Genomic DNA, 18,684 nt, shown 5'->3' on the forward strand with positions numbered 1-18,684 from the left:
AAAGCTTACTTATGAAAACAGCAGACGCTTTTGGGCACAGTGACGACCAGCAACACTACGATGTACTGGTTGTCGGTGGTGGTATGGTGGGAGCAACTATTGCCTGTGGCCTCGGCCAACAGGGAATAAGGGTTGCCGTATTCGACCACGCTGAGCCATCCCCATTACCAGCCGATGCCCTGCCCGAATTGCGAGTATCTGCCCTTAGCACGGCATCTGAAGCGATTCTTCGCCAACTGGGAGCATGGCCACATATGCAGTCCATGCGTATGACGCCGTATCGTCGTATGGCGGTCTGGGAAAAACTGCATTCCCCCTTTGGCAAAACGATAGACTCAAGAGCCAATCGCGTTTTGTTCGACGCCAGACAGATTAGTCATTCACAACTGGGTTTTATCGTTGAAAACCGGGTGACTCAGTCAGGTCTTCTGGAAGCGATCAAATCCTGCCCCTCCGTCTCTTTTTTCTGCCCTGTCAACATCCAGAAAATTCACACGCCTTCGGCATCCCCCATGATTGAGTTATCCGACGGCCGCCGTTTTTCCGGTGATCTTTTAGTGGGGGCAGACGGCGCTGACTCACGGGTTCGCCAGTCTGCCGGGCTGGCCATGGAGCAACGGGACTATGAGCAGCAATGCCTGGTGGCAACGGTTGAAATTGCCGGCGGTTGTCAGGATATTACCTGGCAGGCCTTTACCCCGACAGGCCCGGAGGCCTTTTTGCCACTACCGGATATTAACGGTAAAAGTTACGGATCGATTGTCTGGTACCACCACCCGGAGAGAATTCGGCAACTACTGGCACTCTCCAGTGAGGCTTTCATTGAAGCACTGGAAACCACATTCCCTTCTGAGCTGCCTGAAATTATTCAGCTCCACCAGCGCGGAGCATTCCCCATTGCCAGGCGACACGTTACAGAGTATTTCCGCCAGGGGGTCGTTCTGGCCGGCGATGCAGCCCACACGATAAACCCTCTGGCAGGGCAGGGTGTAAACCTGGGTTTGCAGGACGCCGCCTGGCTGATTGAAATTCTGGTTGATGCCTTAAGGGCGGGTGAAACCCCGGGAAGCACCGAGGTTCTTGCCCGGTATGAAAAAGCAAGGCGAAGCGAAAATGCCTTGATGATGAACACTATGGATGCGTTTTACCACACCTTCAGTAATCAGAGTAAACCACTGCAGTTTCTGCGAAATCTCGGCCTGACTGTCGCTGGCAAGCTGTCACCAGCGGTTAACCAGGTAATGAAATATGCCATGGGGCTGTCTGGTAAACAGCCCAGACTGGCCACTGGCAAAAAATATAAATTCAAAATCGCTGCAGGCGACTGAAAAATATCTGAAAAGAGATATACACGGATTGCACTGCGTAAAACCCTGATGCCCCTCTGTGTACTGGAAGCATAAGATGGTTTCTGCTCTATCGATGACAAAAGCACCATCAATGACAAACACGCTTGGGGAAGCACACAATGAGAACAATGATCTCAACCGGTTTCAGACTCACGGCCATAGCCTCTTTGGGATTCTGGTGGGTCTGGTTGATGGCTGGAGCTGCCTGGTATTATACGATTGAACAGGTTTCCCTGTGGTCCTCATTCACGTCAGGTGCGGGCATTGCTCTTGTGGTCATGGTTTACGGTGTCTTCAGTGCCATGATCTCTGACTCTCTGCACTGATGACTCATTCACACATCCCGGTCAGTAAATAGCCCTGCCAATTATTGCCGGGCTTTTGCCGATTGCCAGCGTCGCTAATAGACAACCATCACACACGAAAAGAAACTGCTCAAAAGCAGGGCTTTACTGAGTTGTCTGAAATACAGACCCTAAAGACAGTAAATCAGGATTATTTATAAAGACGACAATGGGATAAAATATTGCCAGCAGGCCTGTTTTCCGCTTGAAAGAAAAAATATACGACTAAAACAGTTTGATATAATTTAACAACTGACAATGTAAATGTTTTTGCTGCTTATCAATTCACTCCCGGCTCACTTTCAGCCATAGTTCTGCGAACCTGCATAGCTCTATTTCACTACTTTTTCTGGCACCTCCTGGCAAACTGTCATGTTTATCTTTCCTTTACGTAACTGGATGGCTGGTCTGTCCATCGCCCTTTTCTCATCTTCTCTTTATGCCACACCACCTGCGAGCTTCTCCAGCGCCAAGCGTGAGGCTGCAAAAATATACGACAAAAATCTTATTAGTTTTTACTGTGGCTGCCCGATCAAAAAAGAGGGAAAAAAACTGGTTCCGGACCTTCAGGCCTGCGGTTATTCAATTCGCAAACAGGAAACCCGGGCAAACCGGATAGAATGGGAGCATGTCGTTCCCGCCTGGGCATTTGGCCATCAACTGCAATGCTGGCAGCAGGGCGGCAGGAAGAACTGCAGCCGCAACAGCCCGGAGTTCCGGGCAATGGAAGCCGATCTGCACAACCTGGTTCCTGCGGTTGGCGAAGTGAATGGGGACCGCTCCAACTATCGTTTTGGCATGTTAAGCAATCCACCGAGCTATTATGGCCGCTGTGACTTTCATGTTGATTTCAAAGCCCGTGTTGCCCAGCCTCCCGAAAGCAAGCGCGGCAGTATTGCCCGAATCTATCTCTACATGTCCGACAAATATAAGTTCAAACTCAGTGATAAAGAAAAAAAGCTCTTTGAAGCATGGCACAGAATGTACCCGGTAACCCCATGGGAATCAGAACGCAACCAGCAAATCAGTGATATCCAGGGCTGGGGAAATCCCTATATTGGCCGCCGATCAGAGGGTTAACCAATAAATATGCATTTGAGTAGCTGGCCATAGGAAATCATACGGTTAGCAACTGATCAGTCCATATTACCAACAATCCTTACCATGATTCTGTACCATCACTTTTAGAACAAGAAGGATACTTGCTATGATGACGGATTGATTGTCAGAGTCCTGAAACAGGTTTAAGCATGGCGGAGCAGATCATTATTGGCGACGATGGAGTTGAGCGTCAGTCCCTGAGAGCGTATACCGAGAACGCGTACCTGAATTACTCCATGTACGTGATTCTGGATCGTGCGCTGCCTCACATCGGGGATGGCCTCAAACCGGTCCAACGACGCATTATCTATGCAATGAGCGAGCTTGGCTTGAAAAATACCGCCAAGTTCAAAAAGTCCGCCCGTACCGTGGGTGATGTGCTCGGTAAATTTCATCCCCATGGTGACAGCGCCTGTTACGAAGCCATGGTGTTGATGGCACAACCTTTTTCCTATCGCTACCCGCTGGTCGACGGGCAGGGAAACTGGGGCTCACCGGACGACCCCAAATCGTTTGCCGCCATGCGTTATACCGAGTCCCGCCTCACTAAATACGCTGACTCATTACTGGGAGAGCTCGGCCAGGGAACGGTGGACTGGGTGCCAAACTTTGACGGAACACTGGAAGAGCCATCCATACTTCCGGCCCGCTTGCCCAACCTTCTGCTCAATGGAACCACGGGTATTGCCGTCGGTATGGCAACCGACATTCCACCTCATAACCTTCGTGAAGTGGCCAACGCCTGTATTCACCTGTTGGAGAACCCAAAAGCAGGCGTTGCAGAGCTTTGCGAACATATTCAGGGGCCTGACTTTCCAACGGAAGCCGAGCTGATTACCCCTCGGCCAGACCTGATCAAAATGTATGAGCAGGGCAGGGGATCCCTGAGAATGCGGGCTGTCTACCAGCAGGAGGGTGGTGATGTTGTCGTGACGGCACTGCCACATCAGGCATCGGGTGCAAAGGTTCTTGAGCAGATTGCAGCGCAGATGCAGGCCAAGAAGCTGCCAATGGTCGCAGACCTGCGCGATGAATCCGACCATGAGAATCCGACTCGCCTGGTTATTGTTCCCAAGTCCAACCGGGTAAATATTGACAGCCTGATGAACCACCTGTTTGCCACGACGGATCTGGAAAAAACCTACAGGGTCAATATGAACATGATCGGTGTTGATGGACGCCCACAGGTTAAAGCACTCGACAAAATGCTGGGTGAGTGGCTTGCCTGGCGGAGTGAAACGGTACGTCGTCGTTTACAACACCGGCTGGATAAAGTGCTCAGCAGACTTCATATTCTTGCAGGTTTGATGATCGCCTTTTTGAATATTGATGAAATCATCGACGTTATCCGCACAGAAGATAAGCCAAAAACTATTCTTATGGAGCGCTTTGGCCTTTCTGACATTCAGGCCGAAGCCATCCTCGACCTCAAATTGCGGCATCTGGCCAAACTCGAAGAAGTAAAGATTCGCGCAGAACAGGACGGTCTGGAGCGGGAGCGCAATTCACTTGAGCTGACCCTAGGGTCAGAAAAACGCCTTAAGACGCTTATTAAGAAAGAGATCAAGGCGGATGCAGAAAGTTTTGGCGATGACCGTCGTTCTCCTATCGTCGTAAGATCTGAAGCCCAGGCATTATCTCAAACCGATCTTATGATCTCTGAGTCTGTTACTGTAGTACTTTCAAACAAAGGCTGGGTACGTTGTGCCAAAGGTCATGATGTTGACCCATTGACGCTTAACTATAAATCTGGCGACGGTTACCGTTTATCTGCAAAAGGGCGAAGCAATCAGACTTCAGTTTTTCTCGATTCTACCGGGCGAACCTACTCCGTTCTGACCCATACGCTTCCTTCTGCACGAGGTCAGGGAGAGCCATTGACGGGACGAGTCAGCCCTCCCTCGGGCGCAACCTTTGAAGGCTTGTGTGTTGGTGATGCCAGCGACTGCTATCTGCTGGCCAGTGATGCCGGTTATGGCTTTATTGCTCAATTTTCCGATATGGTCAGCAAAAATAAGGCCGGAAAAACCCTGCTGACACTGCCTAAAAATGCCCATGTACTGACACCAATACCGGTAATCGGCAACAACCCAATGCTGGCAGCCATCACCAATGAAGGAAGAATGTTAGTATTCCCATTGCAGGATCTGCCAAAGCTTGGCCGGGGGAAAGGCAATAAAATTATTAATATTGCCTCAGCACGTGCAGCCGAGAGAAGCGAGCTCATGACTCAGCTTGCCATCATCAATGATGGTGATACGCTGACACTCTTTGCAGGCAAACGACATGTCACTCTAAAAGCCACAGACCTTGAGCATTACCGTGGTGAGAGAGGGAGGCGTGGCAACAAGCTTCCCAGGGGCTTTCAGAAAGTGGATAGGATTGAAGTGGTTTCTGCAGGGTAACCTGCAGAATTTTCAAACGTCTTTTCGGATAAGCCTTTCAAGGCTTGATGACCTTCCCCCGTGGAAGAATGTGATCGTCAACAGAAAATTATGAAAAATTGTTTTAGTTATTGATTCCACAGCCACCCAGTATCATCTGGCAGACACTTTCTGTATAAGCTTCTACGTCCTCGGCATCAAGATCCTCTTTGCCCAGGACAGAAGCAACCTGGGGTCCATAGTCGACGTAGTACTGAGTCGTTGCCCAGATGGAAAATAAAAGATGAACAGGATCAACCGGCCTCATCTTACCCTGTGCAATCCAACCGTTAATAACCTCGGATTTTTCCTGAATCCAGTCATTAAACGGTTGTAAATGGTCTTTAATATGCTGCCCACCATGCAATATTTCACTACTGAAAATGCGGGATGCGTTTGAGTGAGCCAGTACATATTTCATTTTGGCCCTGATGAATTGCCTTAATGCCGTCGCAGGATCATCATCGGGGTTAAGACCACTGAAGACAGACTGCCATAGCTCCATAATGTGATTGAGCACAGCACCGTATAGCTCAACCTTACTATTGAAATAGTAATGCACATTCGCTTTTGGCAAACCGGCTCGATGGGCAATATCACGAATGGACGCTCCCTTAAACCCGCTGGCTACGAACTCATCTTCTGCAGCTTGAAGAATAATTTGAATGTTTTTCTGCCGGACCCGACTATTTTTTAATCCTGCCTGATCTGTTTTTGAGGGTAATGGTTGCATACTGAATACCGTACCTTGCATTGATTATACTCGATTTGAATATAGACAAGGGACGGGCTTTTTCCACGGCTTGATAAAAAACGACAGTAATCAAATAAAAAATACTGTCGTTTTTATTAAGCCACGTGAATTATCCACTTTCGATGTAATCAAGCGTTATCAGGATCTTGGTGCATATTCAAAGACATCTGAGTGAATATTCTCGGCCTTGAAATTTTCTGCCCGCAGAGCATCAAACGTTGCATAAACCATCTGTGGAGATCCACTGATAAAGATTTCACTGTCAGGGAAAAGATTTTTGTCGTCTATAACGGCTTCAAACAAAAGCCCCTGCCGACCTTTCCAGCTATCTTCTCCGGGAACATCACTGACCACAGGGTGGTAGTGAAATTGGGAAGAAGCCCAGTGGATGGGAAGATTGGGCATATAAAACCCTTCTGGCGAACGGGCTCCCCAGTACAGGTAGATTTCTTTATGCCCTGGCTTGTTCAGTGAGAACTCAATCATACTTTTCATCTGGGCAAATCCAGTACCTGCGGCGATAAACACCAGAGGTCTATCGGGAATGCTTTCAAGAAAGCATTGGCCTTTTGGCATTCTGATTGACACGCTGCCCTGTTCAAGCTCATTGAATAACTTAATGGAATTGGCACTGGAAGGTAACTTTTGAATATGTAACTCCAGCTCCACTTGCATGGGAACCGGGGGACAGGCTATCGAAAACGCGCTGGCTTCGCCACCAGCCAGGAGAATCTCAAGATACTGCCCTGCCCGATAGTCAGGGATATAGCCCTGATGAGGCTTGAGGATGACGCGGTAAACGCCTTCTGATAACAACTGAAGATCTGAAACCTGGCAGGACTGAGTGGAAACTTGGTTGATCTGCACGAATACCGCTACCTCTATAGCTCAAAACTTCAGGAATCCCCTGAAGCTACGTTACTCATCAATGCCAAGCTGATCCCAAATATCATCAACCCGGTGTTTAATGGCATCTGTCATCGAAATGGCTGTTCCCCATTCCCGGCTGGTTTCACCTTCCCACTTGCTGGTGGCATCAAAGCCAACCTTTGATCCCAGACCGGCAACGGGAGAAGCAAAATCCAGGTAATCAATGGGCGTGTTGTCAATGAAGACGGAGTCTCTTTTCGGGTCCATACGGGTAGTCATCGCCCATATCACATCATTCCAGTCCCTGGCATTGACATCATCATCGGTGACAATCACAAACTTGGTGTACATAAACTGTCGAAGGAATGACCAGACACTGAGCATAACCCGCTTGGCATGCCCCGGATACTCTTTACGCATGGTAACGACTGCCAGCCGATAAGAGCAACCCTCTGGCGGCAAATAAAAATCAACAATTTCAGGAAACTGCTTCTTGAGAATGGGGACAAATATTTCGTTAAAAGCCAATCCCAGTATTGCCGGTTCATCCGGTGGGCGCCCGGTATGGGTGCTGTGGTAGATGGGGTTACGTCGGTGGGTCACGCATTCAACGGTAAATACCGGGAATGACTCAACCTCGTTGTAATAGCCGGTATGGTCACCGTACGGACCCTCATCCGCCATCTCCCCGGGGTAGATAAAACCTTCAAGAACAATCTCGGCACTGGCAGGCACCTGCAGATCATTCGTGCGACTTTTGGTTAACTCGGTTTTACTGCCCCTTAACAAACCGGCAAAAGCATACTCTGATAATGAGTCCGGGACCGGTGTCACAGCACCGAGGATGGTCGCAGGGTCAGCGCCTAAAGCCACGGATACCGGAAAAGGGGTATCCGGGTATTTTTTCTGCCAGTCCCTGAAGTCAAGAGCTCCCCCTCGATGAGACAGCCAGCGCATGATGACTTTATTCTTGCCAAGCAGCTGCTGACGATAAATGCCCAGGTTCTGACGCTCTTTTTCCGGACCACGGGTAATCACCAGGGGCCAGGTGATCAAGGGTGCCGCATCACCGGGCCAGCAGGTCTGAATGGGCAGCCGGGTCAAATCAATGTCATCACCTTCCAGTATGACTTCCTGGCAAGGTGCTGATTTAACCATCTTTGGTGCCATGTTCAGCACCTGTCTGAACAGAGGAAGCTTTTCGATGGCATCTCTCAAGCCTTTCGGGGGATCCGGCTCTTTAAGGTATGCCAACAGCTCGCCAACGTCTCTCAATGCGCTGATATCCGTCTGCCCCATCCCCAGGGCAACCCGCTTCTGCGTGCCAAACAGGTTCCCCAGCACTGGCATATCGAAGCCTTTGGGATTTTCAAACAATAGGGCAGGGCCCCCTTTTTTCAGGGTTCGATCACAGATTTCAGTCATTTCCAGGACCGGGTCAACTTCATACTTGATGCGCTTGAGCTCACCCTGTTTTTCCAGCTGGTCAATAAAGTCCCGGAGATCCTTGTATTTCATGAATACTTCTTCTGTTGAAACAGATGATAAAGAGATTTTTGCGGTCTGGTTATGAGGGTCGAATTGGTAGAAACAGGCTTGCAGGAAGCTTTTGGTCTAACTCCCGGGCAAAGACTGTGATGGTGATAACTCTGCATCCTTCTCACAGTCTTTCCTGAAGGAATAAAAATTACTTCCGCTTCATGGATTGGAAGAACTCTTCATTCGTCTTGGTGTGCTTCATCCGATCCAGCAGGAACTCAATCGCCTGAATTTCATCCATTGGGTGCAGGATTTTACGAAGAATCCACATCCGCTGAAGCTCTTCTTCGGTGGTCAGCAGGTCTTCACGACGAGTACCTGATTTGTTGATACCAATCGCCGGGAATACCCGCTTTTCTGCCGCCCGACGGTCAAGATGAAGTTCCATATTACCGGTACCCTTGAATTCCTCAAAGATGACCTCATCCATTTTGGAGCCAGTATCGACCAGTGCGGTAGCCAGAATGGTCAGACTCCCCCCCTCTTCAATGTTACGGGCAGCACCAAAGAAACGCTTCGGACGCTCAAGAGCGTGAGCATCAACACCACCCGTAAGCACCTTACCGGAAGAGGGAATCACGGTGTTGTAAGCACGGGCCAGACGGGTAATGGAGTCCAGCAGAATAACAACATCTTTCTTGTGCTCAACCAGACGCTTGGCTTTTTCCAGTACCATCTCGGCAACCTGCACGTGACGGGAAGGAGGCTCATCAAAGGTAGAGGCCACAACTTCGCCGCGCACAGACCGGGACATTTCCGTTACTTCTTCCGGACGCTCATCAATCAGCAGAACAATCAGGTAGCACTCCGGATTGTTACGGGTAATGTTTGCCGCAATATTCTGCAGCATCAGTGTCTTACCCGCTTTAGGAGGAGACACGATCAGGCCGCGCTGACCTTTGCCGATAGGGGCGACCAGGTCGATAATTCGAGCGGTTAAATCCTCCGTTGCACCATTTCCCATCTCCATAGTGAGACGATCTTGAGGAAATAATGGCGTCAGGTTTTCAAAAAGGATTTTATTGCGGGCATTTTCGGGTTGGTCAAAATTGATTTCATTCACCTTGAGGAGGGCAAAATATCTTTCTCCCTCCTTAGGTGGACGAATTTTCCCGGAAATCGTATCACCCGTTCTCAGATTGAATCGGCGAATCTGACTTGGGGACACATAAATATCGTCAGGTCCCGCCAGATAGGAACTATCAGCGGAACGGAGAAAACCAAAACCATCCTGGAGAATTTCCAGAACACCATCACCATAAATGTCCTCACCACTGCGTGCATGGCGTTTAAGTATGGTGAAAATTACATCCTGCTTCCTGGAACGGGCAAGGTTTTCAAGACCCATTTCATTCGCTATCGCCAGAAGTTCAGGAACAGACTTTTTCTTCAGTTCGGTAAGATGCATAACCAGTAGTTTGCGAATGTTAAATTGAAAGGTAAGTGGCCGTTGTCTTTGCAGGAAGATCAGAAAGTGTTTGGCTTATTATGATAAAGGACAGCTAAGTATTGATTGATGCCTGCGAGTGTTTATAACGGCTGCCCTGTCTGGGCCATATCCCTGAGGTCAGAAGACTCCTGACAGCCCTGTGTAATTACAGTCTATATCCTTTTCTGGAAAATAATCAAGAATTAAGGCTTCGTCAACTGAATTGATTTAAAAATTAAATGGAAGGGCATGGGAATTGGAACCAGACGGATGGCTGCAACTGTCCGTTACAGCCACCCATCATCAGTAATCACCTCAGAACAGCAATTACAGATTACTGTCCAAAAATGCTGTCAGCTGAGATTTAGACAGGGCACCCACTTTCGTAGCTTCCACGTTGCCACCCTTGAACAGCATCAGCGTAGGAATACCACGCACACCGTATTTTGGTGGAGTGGCTTCATTCTCATCAATATTCAGTTTGCAGACGGTCAGTTTTCCATCGTAATCCTGGGCAATTTCATCAAGAACGGGCGCAATCATTTTGCAAGGACCACACCATTCCGCCCAATAGTCAACCAGCACCGGACCTTCCGCCTTCAGCACCACGTCTTCGAAGGAGTCATCTGTCACTTTGACAATTTCGCTCATGGAGTGGATCTCCTAACCATTGTACTTAAAAGTGTTTAAAGTAAACTCAGGAGCCTTGACCGAGGGCATGCCAAATTGACTGCCAAAAGGTATCACTGGCCCGGAACTAACTTATTATGCCTGATTCATGGAATTTTGTGGCTTTTTTTTCTATGAAAATGTCATAAATGGAGGAGGCTTATAAGATTGCCCCATGAGACAGGCTTTTTTTACCTGTTACGCAGCTTTGCCCCAAAGCCTGTTGACGTTTCGTTGACTGCTCAGCAGGTAACGCAGACAATCGTCATGCGCGAAAGAACTGTAGTTCAAAGCCTTCATCTCAACCAGGCCTTTTACCTTGCCTCGGGACGACTGTCAGCCTGATTTTAAAAAAACACCCCACCTGTCTGGTTCCATCCTGATCAGCAGGTGTGAAATTACGGAAACTGTCAGGTGTAACTTCGTCAGAACTACAGGCTTTTTTAGAAGAGACCGGATTTATGCGGATAAACATACGGGAGGCGACCCGTTATCATTTGTCCGATATAATTCAGAAGTTTCTGTGTTCAACCGTACCATAAGAACGTTAATCATGCCTTATAATGGGGATGAGGGCTCTTACCAACTCTGTCGTACAGTTGATGCAGGGTTAATCCCGGTTGAGTAACCGTATCCTTGAAAAGCTTAGACTTTAGCCGTCGTTCATCCTGGCTCTTACTGGCCAAGCAGCGTATCTGCTTCCCGGGCTGAGATTTGCTCATATGGTTTTGCAGGTCTTCAGTTTCTGTTTTTCCGGTTACTGTCTTGCCGAGGTAACAAGCTTGATGCCAGGGCGCGTAAACGGCCTGGTAAGGTGTATTCGATGAGAGTTATCAGTTTAAATTGCGAAGGCATTAAAAACGCACGAGAAAAAGGCCTGTTTGACTGGCTCTTGGAGCAGGATGCTGACCTTATCTGTCTGCAGGATACTCGTGAAGACGAGCAGGTGATTGAGGATCAGTATTTTCTTGATGGCTATTTTGGTTATGCTTTCAGTGGTTACAACAGGACTGGGCGTGGTGGTGTAGCCATCTATACCCGTCATGCTCCGAAGGCAATAATCAGTGGTCTCGGGATTCCTGAAGTTGATGAAACCGGCCGCTACCTCCAGGCAGACTTTGACAAGATCAGCATTGTCAGCCTGTACGTACCGGAAGGTGATAATGAAGAAAGTCTTAACTTCAAGTACCGTTTCCTGGATGGCTATTCGCATCACTTGAGCAAGCAACGTCGTAAGCGCCGTGAGTTTCTTATGTGCGGTACCTGGAACATTGCGCACCGCAAGATTGATGTGGCTAACTGGCGTGATGCCCAGGAGGTCTCTGGCTTCAATCAGGCCGAGCGTGGCTGGATGGAAGGTTTGCTGGGCGATATGGGCTTCTTTGATGCTTACCGTGAGGTTGACCGGGAAGCTGGCAAATACAGCTGGTGGAAAGATGAGTACCTGCGCCATGATAATGTTGGCATGCGCATCGACTACCAGATCATCACTCCGGGCATGCGTCACCGTGTGCTGAATGGCGGTATCTACAAGGGCCAGGTATTTTCATCCCATGCACCGGTCATCATTGATTATGACTGGGAACTGGGTTTCTGACACTATTTACGGTCCCTGATTGATCGTTTTGTTCCCGGATATATGGGAGCTTTTTTTTTAGAAAGGCTGAAAAAAGGCTGAAAAAAGGAGAGCGTCAACCAATCTGGCGATCTCCTTTTTTCATGCTTGAAGAAAACTTCGGACTTGAGTCGTTGGAAGTTCTATATTTATTCACTTCTGCTATTAAACCGGTTATCCCGATGCAATCACTCTGCCATGAGTTAACCGGTAACTCATTCTACTGAACTTCCTGATAGACGCATGGTCAATGACACAGTACAAAAAACTGCTGACCGGCTAAATCAGGAGTGCCAATTTCCATGAATACTCTACCCATTCAGTCATTCTTCCCTGGCGCCCAGACTCGGGATGTAGCCATACAAACAGAAACAAGCGCCACAAACGACCTCGGAAGGGAGATTAAACTAAATGCTCCCTATTACTTATATAGCAACCGTTCGCCTGACCAAAGGACCGAAGTCTGTGAGAAGGAGCTGTCCCGGAAAATCGAAATTATCCGAACCAATGCGTCATTGATTAATTTTCCATTGATTGAGAATACTTTACTGGGCAAATACGATTTATTCGGATGCATTGCCAATGAGCAAGGCAAAAGATTTATTGCAGAGTGTGCCATCGCCAGAACCATTAATGTGCAAATGCCTACCGGTAAAACGGAGGGCAGACTTGAAGGAGGATATCTTCAATATCTGGGTGATTGTATTAACAGTCTGGAAACCCTGATGTCAGAGGGATGGGACAAAGACGCAGCCGAATGCCTGAAGAAAAACCTGTTTTATGAAATAACGCGAATCACCATCCCGGGCCAAAGCCTGAGCGCTGACCGGGAAGCTGCACTCAAGAAATATATTCTGGAGGAAAACCAGGCACTGTTTGTTAACGATGCAGCAGCTGAACAAACTGTTCAAGGGCTCAACCTTTACCGGGATCAGTTAGCCTATCAGAATGCGCTGGGAATATACCCCAGGACACCCCAACTATTCGACCTGACTTCCCCACAAACCATTATCGACATTGAGGCTAACAGAATATTTCCGGGTGATGAGCCCCGCGTGAAAGAACAACGAGATGACCTGCAGGAAAAAATGACCCTGGTACTGGCTCAAATGACCACACCTGACTCAGCGCTGATCAATATGATTCTGGATGATAAACGTGCCGCTGGCATGCTGGCAGATGACGCCAAAAAAATACTCAGAACAGCACTGACTGATCACCACGGCAATATGCCCATACCCAGTCCCGCAGCATGCCTGTTTTATTACCTGCTAAGGTGTGAATTCCCTAATAGCCTCATATCTTTAGGCCTGGATCCCAAAGCAATGGTTTCCATGATCTATGGCTGCCTGAATATGCATAATCTCGTTAAACCGAATCAGAAAATCCAACAGGTGAAGATCTCCTGGGAACTTTTATGCCATGCCTGGTGGCAAAGTGGCAAAGCCACATCAGAGTTGCCGTCCACGCTCACTCATGGAGGGGAAAAACCTGAATGGATCAAAGAATTTGATAAACAACTGACGTATGTACCGAATACAAACTTTTTCAGGGTACTTAACACCCCATCGTACAGTCAGAAACTGGGGATTACCCCCCGGTACGCTCCGGAATATCGTCGGAATAATGAACTCAGTGGTGCTTCAGGTTCTGACGCTATCGAAGACGTCGGCAACGTTGTTCGAAAACGGCCAGCGACTACCGACGATACTGCCCTGCACCCCAGTAAAATGACGCGTCCGACAGAGTAGCCAGAAACGATTAATATACCGGTTACCATGAATATTCTACCCAAACCCGTTCAGCCAATCTGCCTCCAGACTCAGGATGTAGCCACGCAAACAGAAACGGGTTCCATCAACCACCTTGGAAGGGAGGTGAAACTTGCCGCTCCCCAGCATTTGTATAACGGCCATTGGCCTCACCATAGGACCAAAGTATGCAGAGAAGAGCTGTCCCGAAAAATCACAATTATCCACACCAATGCGTCATTAATTAATTTTCCTTTGATTGAGAATACGTTACTGGATAAATATGGCTTATCCGAATGCGTTTCCAGCGGACAGGGCAAAAGATTGATTGCAGAATGCGCCCTCGCCACAGCCATCAATGTGCAAATGCCCACCAGTAAAATGACGGGCAGACTTGAAGGAGGCGAACTTCAATATTTGGGTGATTGTATTAACAGTCTGCAAACCCTGATGGCGGAGGGATGGAATAAAGAGGCATCCACATGCCTGAAGAAAAATCTGCTTTATGAAACAAAGCGAATCACCATTCCGGGGGAAAACCTGGTCACTGACCGAAAAGAGGCGATCAATACATATATCCTGGAAAACCAGTCACTGTTTGTTGACGATGCAGCCGTTGAAAAGACAACCCAGGCACTCAGTCTGTTCAGACATCAGTTAGCCTATCAGAATACACTGGGTCTATACCCCCGGACACCCCGGTTATTTGACCTGAGTTCACCACAAACCATCATTGGCATTGAAGCTAACAGAACGATTCCGGGTGATGAACCCAGGGTGCAGGAAAGACGAGCTAAACTGCAGGCAAAAATGGCCCTGGCGCTGGCACAAATGACCGACCCTGACTCAAGGCTGGTCAACATGATTCTGAATGATCAACGTGCCGCTGGCATATTGGCAGATGGTGACAAACAAATCCTCAGAACAGCGTTGACCCGGCATCACGCCAATATCCCCATACCCGCCCCTATTGCATGCCTGTTTTATTTGCAGCTCACGTATGAATTCTGGAATAGCCTGGCAGATTTTGGTCTTGATCCCGAAGCCATGCTGTTCATGATCGACAGTTGTCAGAGCGCACACAGTTTTGTCGGGCCGAATCAGAAAAGCCAACAGGTGATGATATCCTGGGAAAGTTTACGCAATGCCCGGTTGCAAAGCGCCAAAGCCCGATCAGAGTTGCCGGGAAGGCACACTCCGGTAGAGGAGGATGAATGGATCAAAGAATGTGTTAGACAATTGACGTATGTACCGAATACAAACTTTTTCAGGATGCTTAACACCCCATCGTACCGTCAAAAATTGGGGATTACTCCCCGATACGCTCCGGAATATTATCGGAAAAACGACCTCAGTGGTGCCTCTGAATCTAACGTTAACTCCAGCGACGTTGCTCGAAAACGACTGGCAACGACCAACAATACGGTTCCGCAATCCGGTAAAGTGGCGCGCCCGGCAGAGTAAACAGGAAACTGGGTTCTTTCCCGTAATAATAAGCGTTCGTGAAGTTGATTCAGGGTCTGTAAGACATCAATTAATCAAAAAAGGTTAATGTTCCGTTATGTTCTGATGAAGCCTCGGATCATTTGCAGACATTCGTCGGTTCTTTTTTCAAGATCAGTACTTTCCAGCATGAGGATCTTTTTTTCAGATATTCCGGGAACGGCGCTGTTACAGAGTACCCACTGATCAATATCTTTCTGAAAAATGGCATCGTCGCTGCGAACGCCGTCATTCTCCAGTGCAATTTTCCCGGTTGGCAGGTAGCAATAAGCATCAATTTTCTGGCTAATGGCGCTGGCCAGCTTGAGCATATAAGGGCTGATAGGGGTATCACATGCATTCAGCCAATATCGGTGGTAGGCAAGTAATGAGGGAGGACCGGTATCGATAATGCCATGACCTTTCAGGTTCTCTGTCCACTCAAGCATGGCCCCCAGGGCCGACCCGGCCATGGCTGTTGAGGTGACCTGACGGATAGCCAGATCTTCAACGACTGCATCACGGGGGGTCTTATAATGCAGGTGTTTGGCGATTTTCCGATAATAATCACTGAAAACTGACCATTCACTCCCCAATGCTTTCACCAGAGAGTTACAGAGCGTTGTTTTACCCGTTCCATGGGAACCAATGAGAGAAATAATCATACTGCCTGCCTGTAGAGTAAGAACCCGGCATATAGCCGGGTTCTATTAAAAATAGCTCAGGTAAAAGGTCAGGCCGTAAAGTGTCATTCTGCTAACGCTTTTTTCTGTAACTCAATAATTTCCTCAATACCGGATCGTGCCAAAGCCATCATGGCCAGCATTTCATTCTGACTGAAAGGGGCGGCTTCAGCAGTTCCCTGAACTTCGATAAACCCACCAGCATCGGTCATCACAACATTCATGTCCGTTTCAGCACTGGAGTCCTCAGGATAATCGAGGTCAAGAACCGGACTGCCTTTGTAAATACCCACGGAAACGGCGGCAATCAGATGCAGGAAAGGGTCACTTTTGACCATTTTCTTCTCCTGCATGTGGCGCAACGCATCAACCAGTGCCACACAGGCTCCGGTAATCGAGGCAGTGCGTGTGCCACCGTCGGCCTGAATCACATCACAATCAATATTGATGGTGTTTTCCCCGAGCTTTTTCATGTCTACCGCAGCACGCAAAGCACGGCCGATCAGGCGTTGAATCTCGAGTGTCCTGCCCCCCTGCTTGCCTCTGGAGGCTTCCCTTCCCATTCGTTCTGTGGTGGACCGGGGTAACATACCGTACTCGGCGGTGATCCAGCCCTGGCCGGTTCCTTTGAGAAAACGGGGGACACCGCGTTCCACCGACGCTGTACAGATGACTTTGGTATCTCCAAACTCAACGAGCACAGATCCTTCTGCGTGTTTGGTGTAGTTGCGGGTGATTTTTACATCACGTAATTGGTCTGCCGTTCTTCCACTAGGGCGCATTTGGATTACCTTGGTATGTCTGAAAAAGCTTAAGCACTGCGAAATTTGCGGAATTATAACTGCTTGGCGGGTTTTCGGGAAAATACAGTTTGGATAATCAGGTCGCTATATTGATACAGTGTTGTTAAATCAATGACATACACTCAAGCAATAAGTTTTAAAGTACTATAGTTTTTATCAAAATCTTATCCCATCGGTTTATTTTGTAGATAAACTTCTGAAATAATGACTTTTTATTAGCCTATCGATTAAAGAGTATTTCATGACGTCCAGCATGACTGCATTCGCCCGTGTCCAGATACAGGAGGATTGGGGAAGCCTGGTATGGGAGATTCGATCTGTTAACCATCGTTACCTTGAGCCCCACTTCCGTCTTACTGAACAGACTCGGGAGATCGAGCCTGCATTGAGAGAACTGATTCGAAAGCAATTGAAGAGAGGCAAGCTTGAATGCAGCCTTAAATATCAGCTGATTGACAAAGAGCAGGTGCTTGACCTGAATCGTGCCCTGCTGGAAAAACTGCAACTGGCTGTCCGTGAGGTTGAGACCCATTTTTCTCAGGTTGCCCCCGTCAATCCTCTTGAGGTTCTGCTATGGCCCGGCGTGCAGAGTACAGAGGAAACTGAAATGGCCGTTGTTCATCAGGCTGCTATAAAAGGGTTTAACAAAGCGCTGATCCAACTTAACGAGATGAGACAGCGGGAAGGGCAGGAACTTCAGTCTTTCATAGAGGCCCGGTTGGATAAAATGGGCGATGAGGTTCTGCAGCTTCGTGTGTTGCTGCCAGAAATTCTGCAAAACCAGCGTGAGAAAATTCTTGACCGGCTCTCTGAAGCAAAACAGGAGTTAAATCCGGAGAGGCTGGAGCAGGAAATGGTGATGCTGGCTCAGAAGATGGATGTTGATGAGGAGCTGGACCGCTTGGAAACGCATATAGCTGAGGTGCGCAGAACCCTCAACAATCCTGGGCAGGGAGCGGTAGGGCGCCGACTGGATTTTCTGATGCAGGAGCTTAACCGGGAGGCAAATACCCTGTCTTCCAAATCAATTCATGCAGGCCTTACCCAGAGCGCAGTAAACCTCAAGGTCTTTATTGAGCAAATGCGCGAGCAGGTCCAGAATATTGAATAAGAAAACACAATGTAATCAACACGTTATTTTTGTTTTATGGTAAATAACAGGGAAACTTCCCTGGAGTGTTCATGAATATTGGCAAACTTTACATTATTGCTGCCCCTTCCGGCGCTGGAAAGACCAGCCTGGTCAAGGCGATGGTTGAATCCACGCCACATGTGCGAGTGTCGGTTTCTCATACAACCCGGGGTATCCGACCCGGAGAACAGGATGGTGTAAACTACCACTTTACTTCTGTAGAAGGCTTCCAGGACATGTTGCACAAAGGCATGTTTCTTGAGCATGCAGAAGTCTTTGGTAATTATTATGGAACCTCAGCACATTGGGTTCGTGAACAGTTGAATAAAGGTGAAGATGTTATTCTGGAGATTGACTGGCAGGGAGCACAACAGGTGCGCTATTTGTTGCCGGATGCCGTTTCAATCTTTATTCTGCCACCTTCCCTTGATGCTCTCAGGGAACGGTTGATCGGTCGGGCTACCGATGACCTTTCGATTATCGAAAGGCGTATGTCTCAGGCGGTTGATGAAATGTCCCATTATGGTGAGTTTGACTACCTGGTCATCAATGATGAGTTTGATCTTGCCTTACGGGATCTGCAGACCATTATTCGAAGCCAGCGCCTGTCGATCAATTGGATGCAGCATTACAAGGAAGACTTGATCAAGGGGCTGATACAGTAAGGCAAACAGGTCAGTAGCCTGGTTCCTGCAGGCTATCGACCAGATACTTCAGGGCTTCATGTGACATTTATTAAG

Annotated in this window: 16 protein-coding genes; 9 read left to right on the forward strand and 7 right to left on the reverse strand. The window is 48.3% G+C overall.

All coding sequences use genetic code 11. The annotated features are described in order from the left end of the window. Nucleotides 1-11: 11 nt before the first annotated feature. The 4 genes from KDK13_RS17770 (at nucleotide 12) to parC (ending at nucleotide 5,199) form a co-directional block, all read left to right on the forward strand. A complete protein-coding gene (locus KDK13_RS17770) occupies nucleotides 12-1,328 on the forward strand; it encodes an FAD-dependent monooxygenase (RefSeq protein WP_257286334.1) in 1,317 nt (438 codons plus the stop codon). A 140-nt stretch (nucleotides 1,329-1,468) separates the two neighbouring features. Continuing rightward, nucleotides 1,469-1,675: a hypothetical protein gene (locus tag KDK13_RS17775; RefSeq protein ID WP_257286335.1), complete on the forward strand. Its 207-nt coding sequence runs from the start codon at nucleotides 1,469-1,471 to the stop codon at nucleotides 1,673-1,675. 390 nt (nucleotides 1,676-2,065) lie between these two features. Next, a complete protein-coding gene (locus KDK13_RS17780) occupies nucleotides 2,066-2,773 on the forward strand; it encodes an endonuclease (protein ID WP_306671178.1) in 708 nt (235 codons plus the stop codon). Nucleotides 2,774-2,943: 170 nt separating this feature from the next. After that, nucleotides 2,944-5,199, forward strand: coding sequence for a DNA topoisomerase IV subunit A (gene parC / locus KDK13_RS17785; protein ID WP_257286336.1), 2,256 nt, complete (start codon nucleotides 2,944-2,946; stop codon nucleotides 5,197-5,199). A 103-nt stretch (nucleotides 5,200-5,302) separates the two neighbouring features. On the opposite strand, the gene KDK13_RS17790 is transcribed toward parC, so the two are convergent. From KDK13_RS17790 to trxA, 5 genes are all read right to left on the reverse strand, one after another. After that, the gene (locus KDK13_RS17790) at nucleotides 5,303-5,950 is read right to left on the reverse strand and encodes a TetR/AcrR family transcriptional regulator (protein WP_257286337.1); all 648 of its coding nucleotides are present in this window, start codon (nucleotides 5,948-5,950) and stop codon (nucleotides 5,303-5,305) included. Nucleotides 5,951-6,109: 159 nt separating this feature from the next. After that, a complete protein-coding gene (locus KDK13_RS17795) occupies nucleotides 6,110-6,838 on the reverse strand; it encodes a hypothetical protein (RefSeq protein ID WP_257286338.1) in 729 nt (242 codons plus the stop codon). Between the two features lie 51 nt (nucleotides 6,839-6,889). Then, the gene (ubiD, locus tag KDK13_RS17800; RefSeq protein ID WP_257286339.1) at nucleotides 6,890-8,359 is read right to left on the reverse strand and encodes a 4-hydroxy-3-polyprenylbenzoate decarboxylase; all 1,470 of its coding nucleotides are present in this window, start codon (nucleotides 8,357-8,359) and stop codon (nucleotides 6,890-6,892) included. Between the two features lie 169 nt (nucleotides 8,360-8,528). Continuing rightward, nucleotides 8,529-9,788: a transcription termination factor Rho gene (gene rho / locus KDK13_RS17805; protein WP_101745328.1), complete on the reverse strand. Its 1,260-nt coding sequence runs from the start codon at nucleotides 9,786-9,788 to the stop codon at nucleotides 8,529-8,531. Nucleotides 9,789-10,136: 348 nt separating this feature from the next. After that, nucleotides 10,137-10,460, reverse strand: coding sequence for a thioredoxin TrxA (gene trxA / locus KDK13_RS17810; protein WP_257286340.1), 324 nt, complete (start codon nucleotides 10,458-10,460; stop codon nucleotides 10,137-10,139). An 841-nt stretch (nucleotides 10,461-11,301) separates the two neighbouring features. Here trxA and KDK13_RS17815 point away from each other — a divergent pair. The 3 genes from KDK13_RS17815 (at nucleotide 11,302) to KDK13_RS17825 (ending at nucleotide 15,308) form a co-directional block, all read left to right on the forward strand. Next, the gene (locus KDK13_RS17815) at nucleotides 11,302-12,075 is read left to right on the forward strand and encodes an exodeoxyribonuclease III (RefSeq protein WP_257286341.1); all 774 of its coding nucleotides are present in this window, start codon (nucleotides 11,302-11,304) and stop codon (nucleotides 12,073-12,075) included. Nucleotides 12,076-12,395: 320 nt separating this feature from the next. Next, entirely contained in the window at nucleotides 12,396-13,844 is a 1,449-nt protein-coding gene (locus KDK13_RS17820; RefSeq protein ID WP_257286342.1) for a hypothetical protein, read from the forward strand. A 27-nt stretch (nucleotides 13,845-13,871) separates the two neighbouring features. After that, complete coding sequence (locus KDK13_RS17825; protein ID WP_257286343.1) at nucleotides 13,872-15,308, forward strand: hypothetical protein; 1,437 nt, start codon at nucleotides 13,872-13,874, stop codon at nucleotides 15,306-15,308. Between the two features lie 95 nt (nucleotides 15,309-15,403). Here KDK13_RS17825 and KDK13_RS17830 read toward each other — a convergent pair whose 3' ends face one another. Together KDK13_RS17830 and rph are read right to left on the reverse strand one after the other, a co-directional pair. Continuing rightward, entirely contained in the window at nucleotides 15,404-15,991 is a 588-nt protein-coding gene (locus KDK13_RS17830; RefSeq protein ID WP_257286344.1) for an ATP-binding protein, read from the reverse strand. Between the two features lie 83 nt (nucleotides 15,992-16,074). Further along, nucleotides 16,075-16,791 (reverse strand): ribonuclease PH, encoded by a 717-nt coding sequence (gene rph, locus KDK13_RS17835; RefSeq protein ID WP_257286345.1) that lies wholly within the window; start codon nucleotides 16,789-16,791, stop codon nucleotides 16,075-16,077. Nucleotides 16,792-17,053: 262 nt separating this feature from the next. On the opposite strand from rph, the gene KDK13_RS17840 reads away from it, so the two are divergent. Together KDK13_RS17840 and gmk are read left to right on the forward strand one after the other, a co-directional pair. After that, entirely contained in the window at nucleotides 17,054-17,923 is an 870-nt protein-coding gene (locus KDK13_RS17840) for a YicC/YloC family endoribonuclease (RefSeq protein WP_257286346.1), read from the forward strand. Nucleotides 17,924-17,994: 71 nt separating this feature from the next. Beyond that, nucleotides 17,995-18,609, forward strand: coding sequence for a guanylate kinase (gene gmk, locus KDK13_RS17845; protein WP_257286347.1), 615 nt, complete (start codon nucleotides 17,995-17,997; stop codon nucleotides 18,607-18,609). Nucleotides 18,610-18,684: the final 75 nt, after the last annotated feature.

The sequence above is a fragment of the Endozoicomonas sp. SESOKO1 genome (assembly GCF_024606265.1).
In the GTDB taxonomy this organism is placed as follows: domain Bacteria; phylum Pseudomonadota; class Gammaproteobacteria; order Pseudomonadales; family Endozoicomonadaceae; genus Endozoicomonas.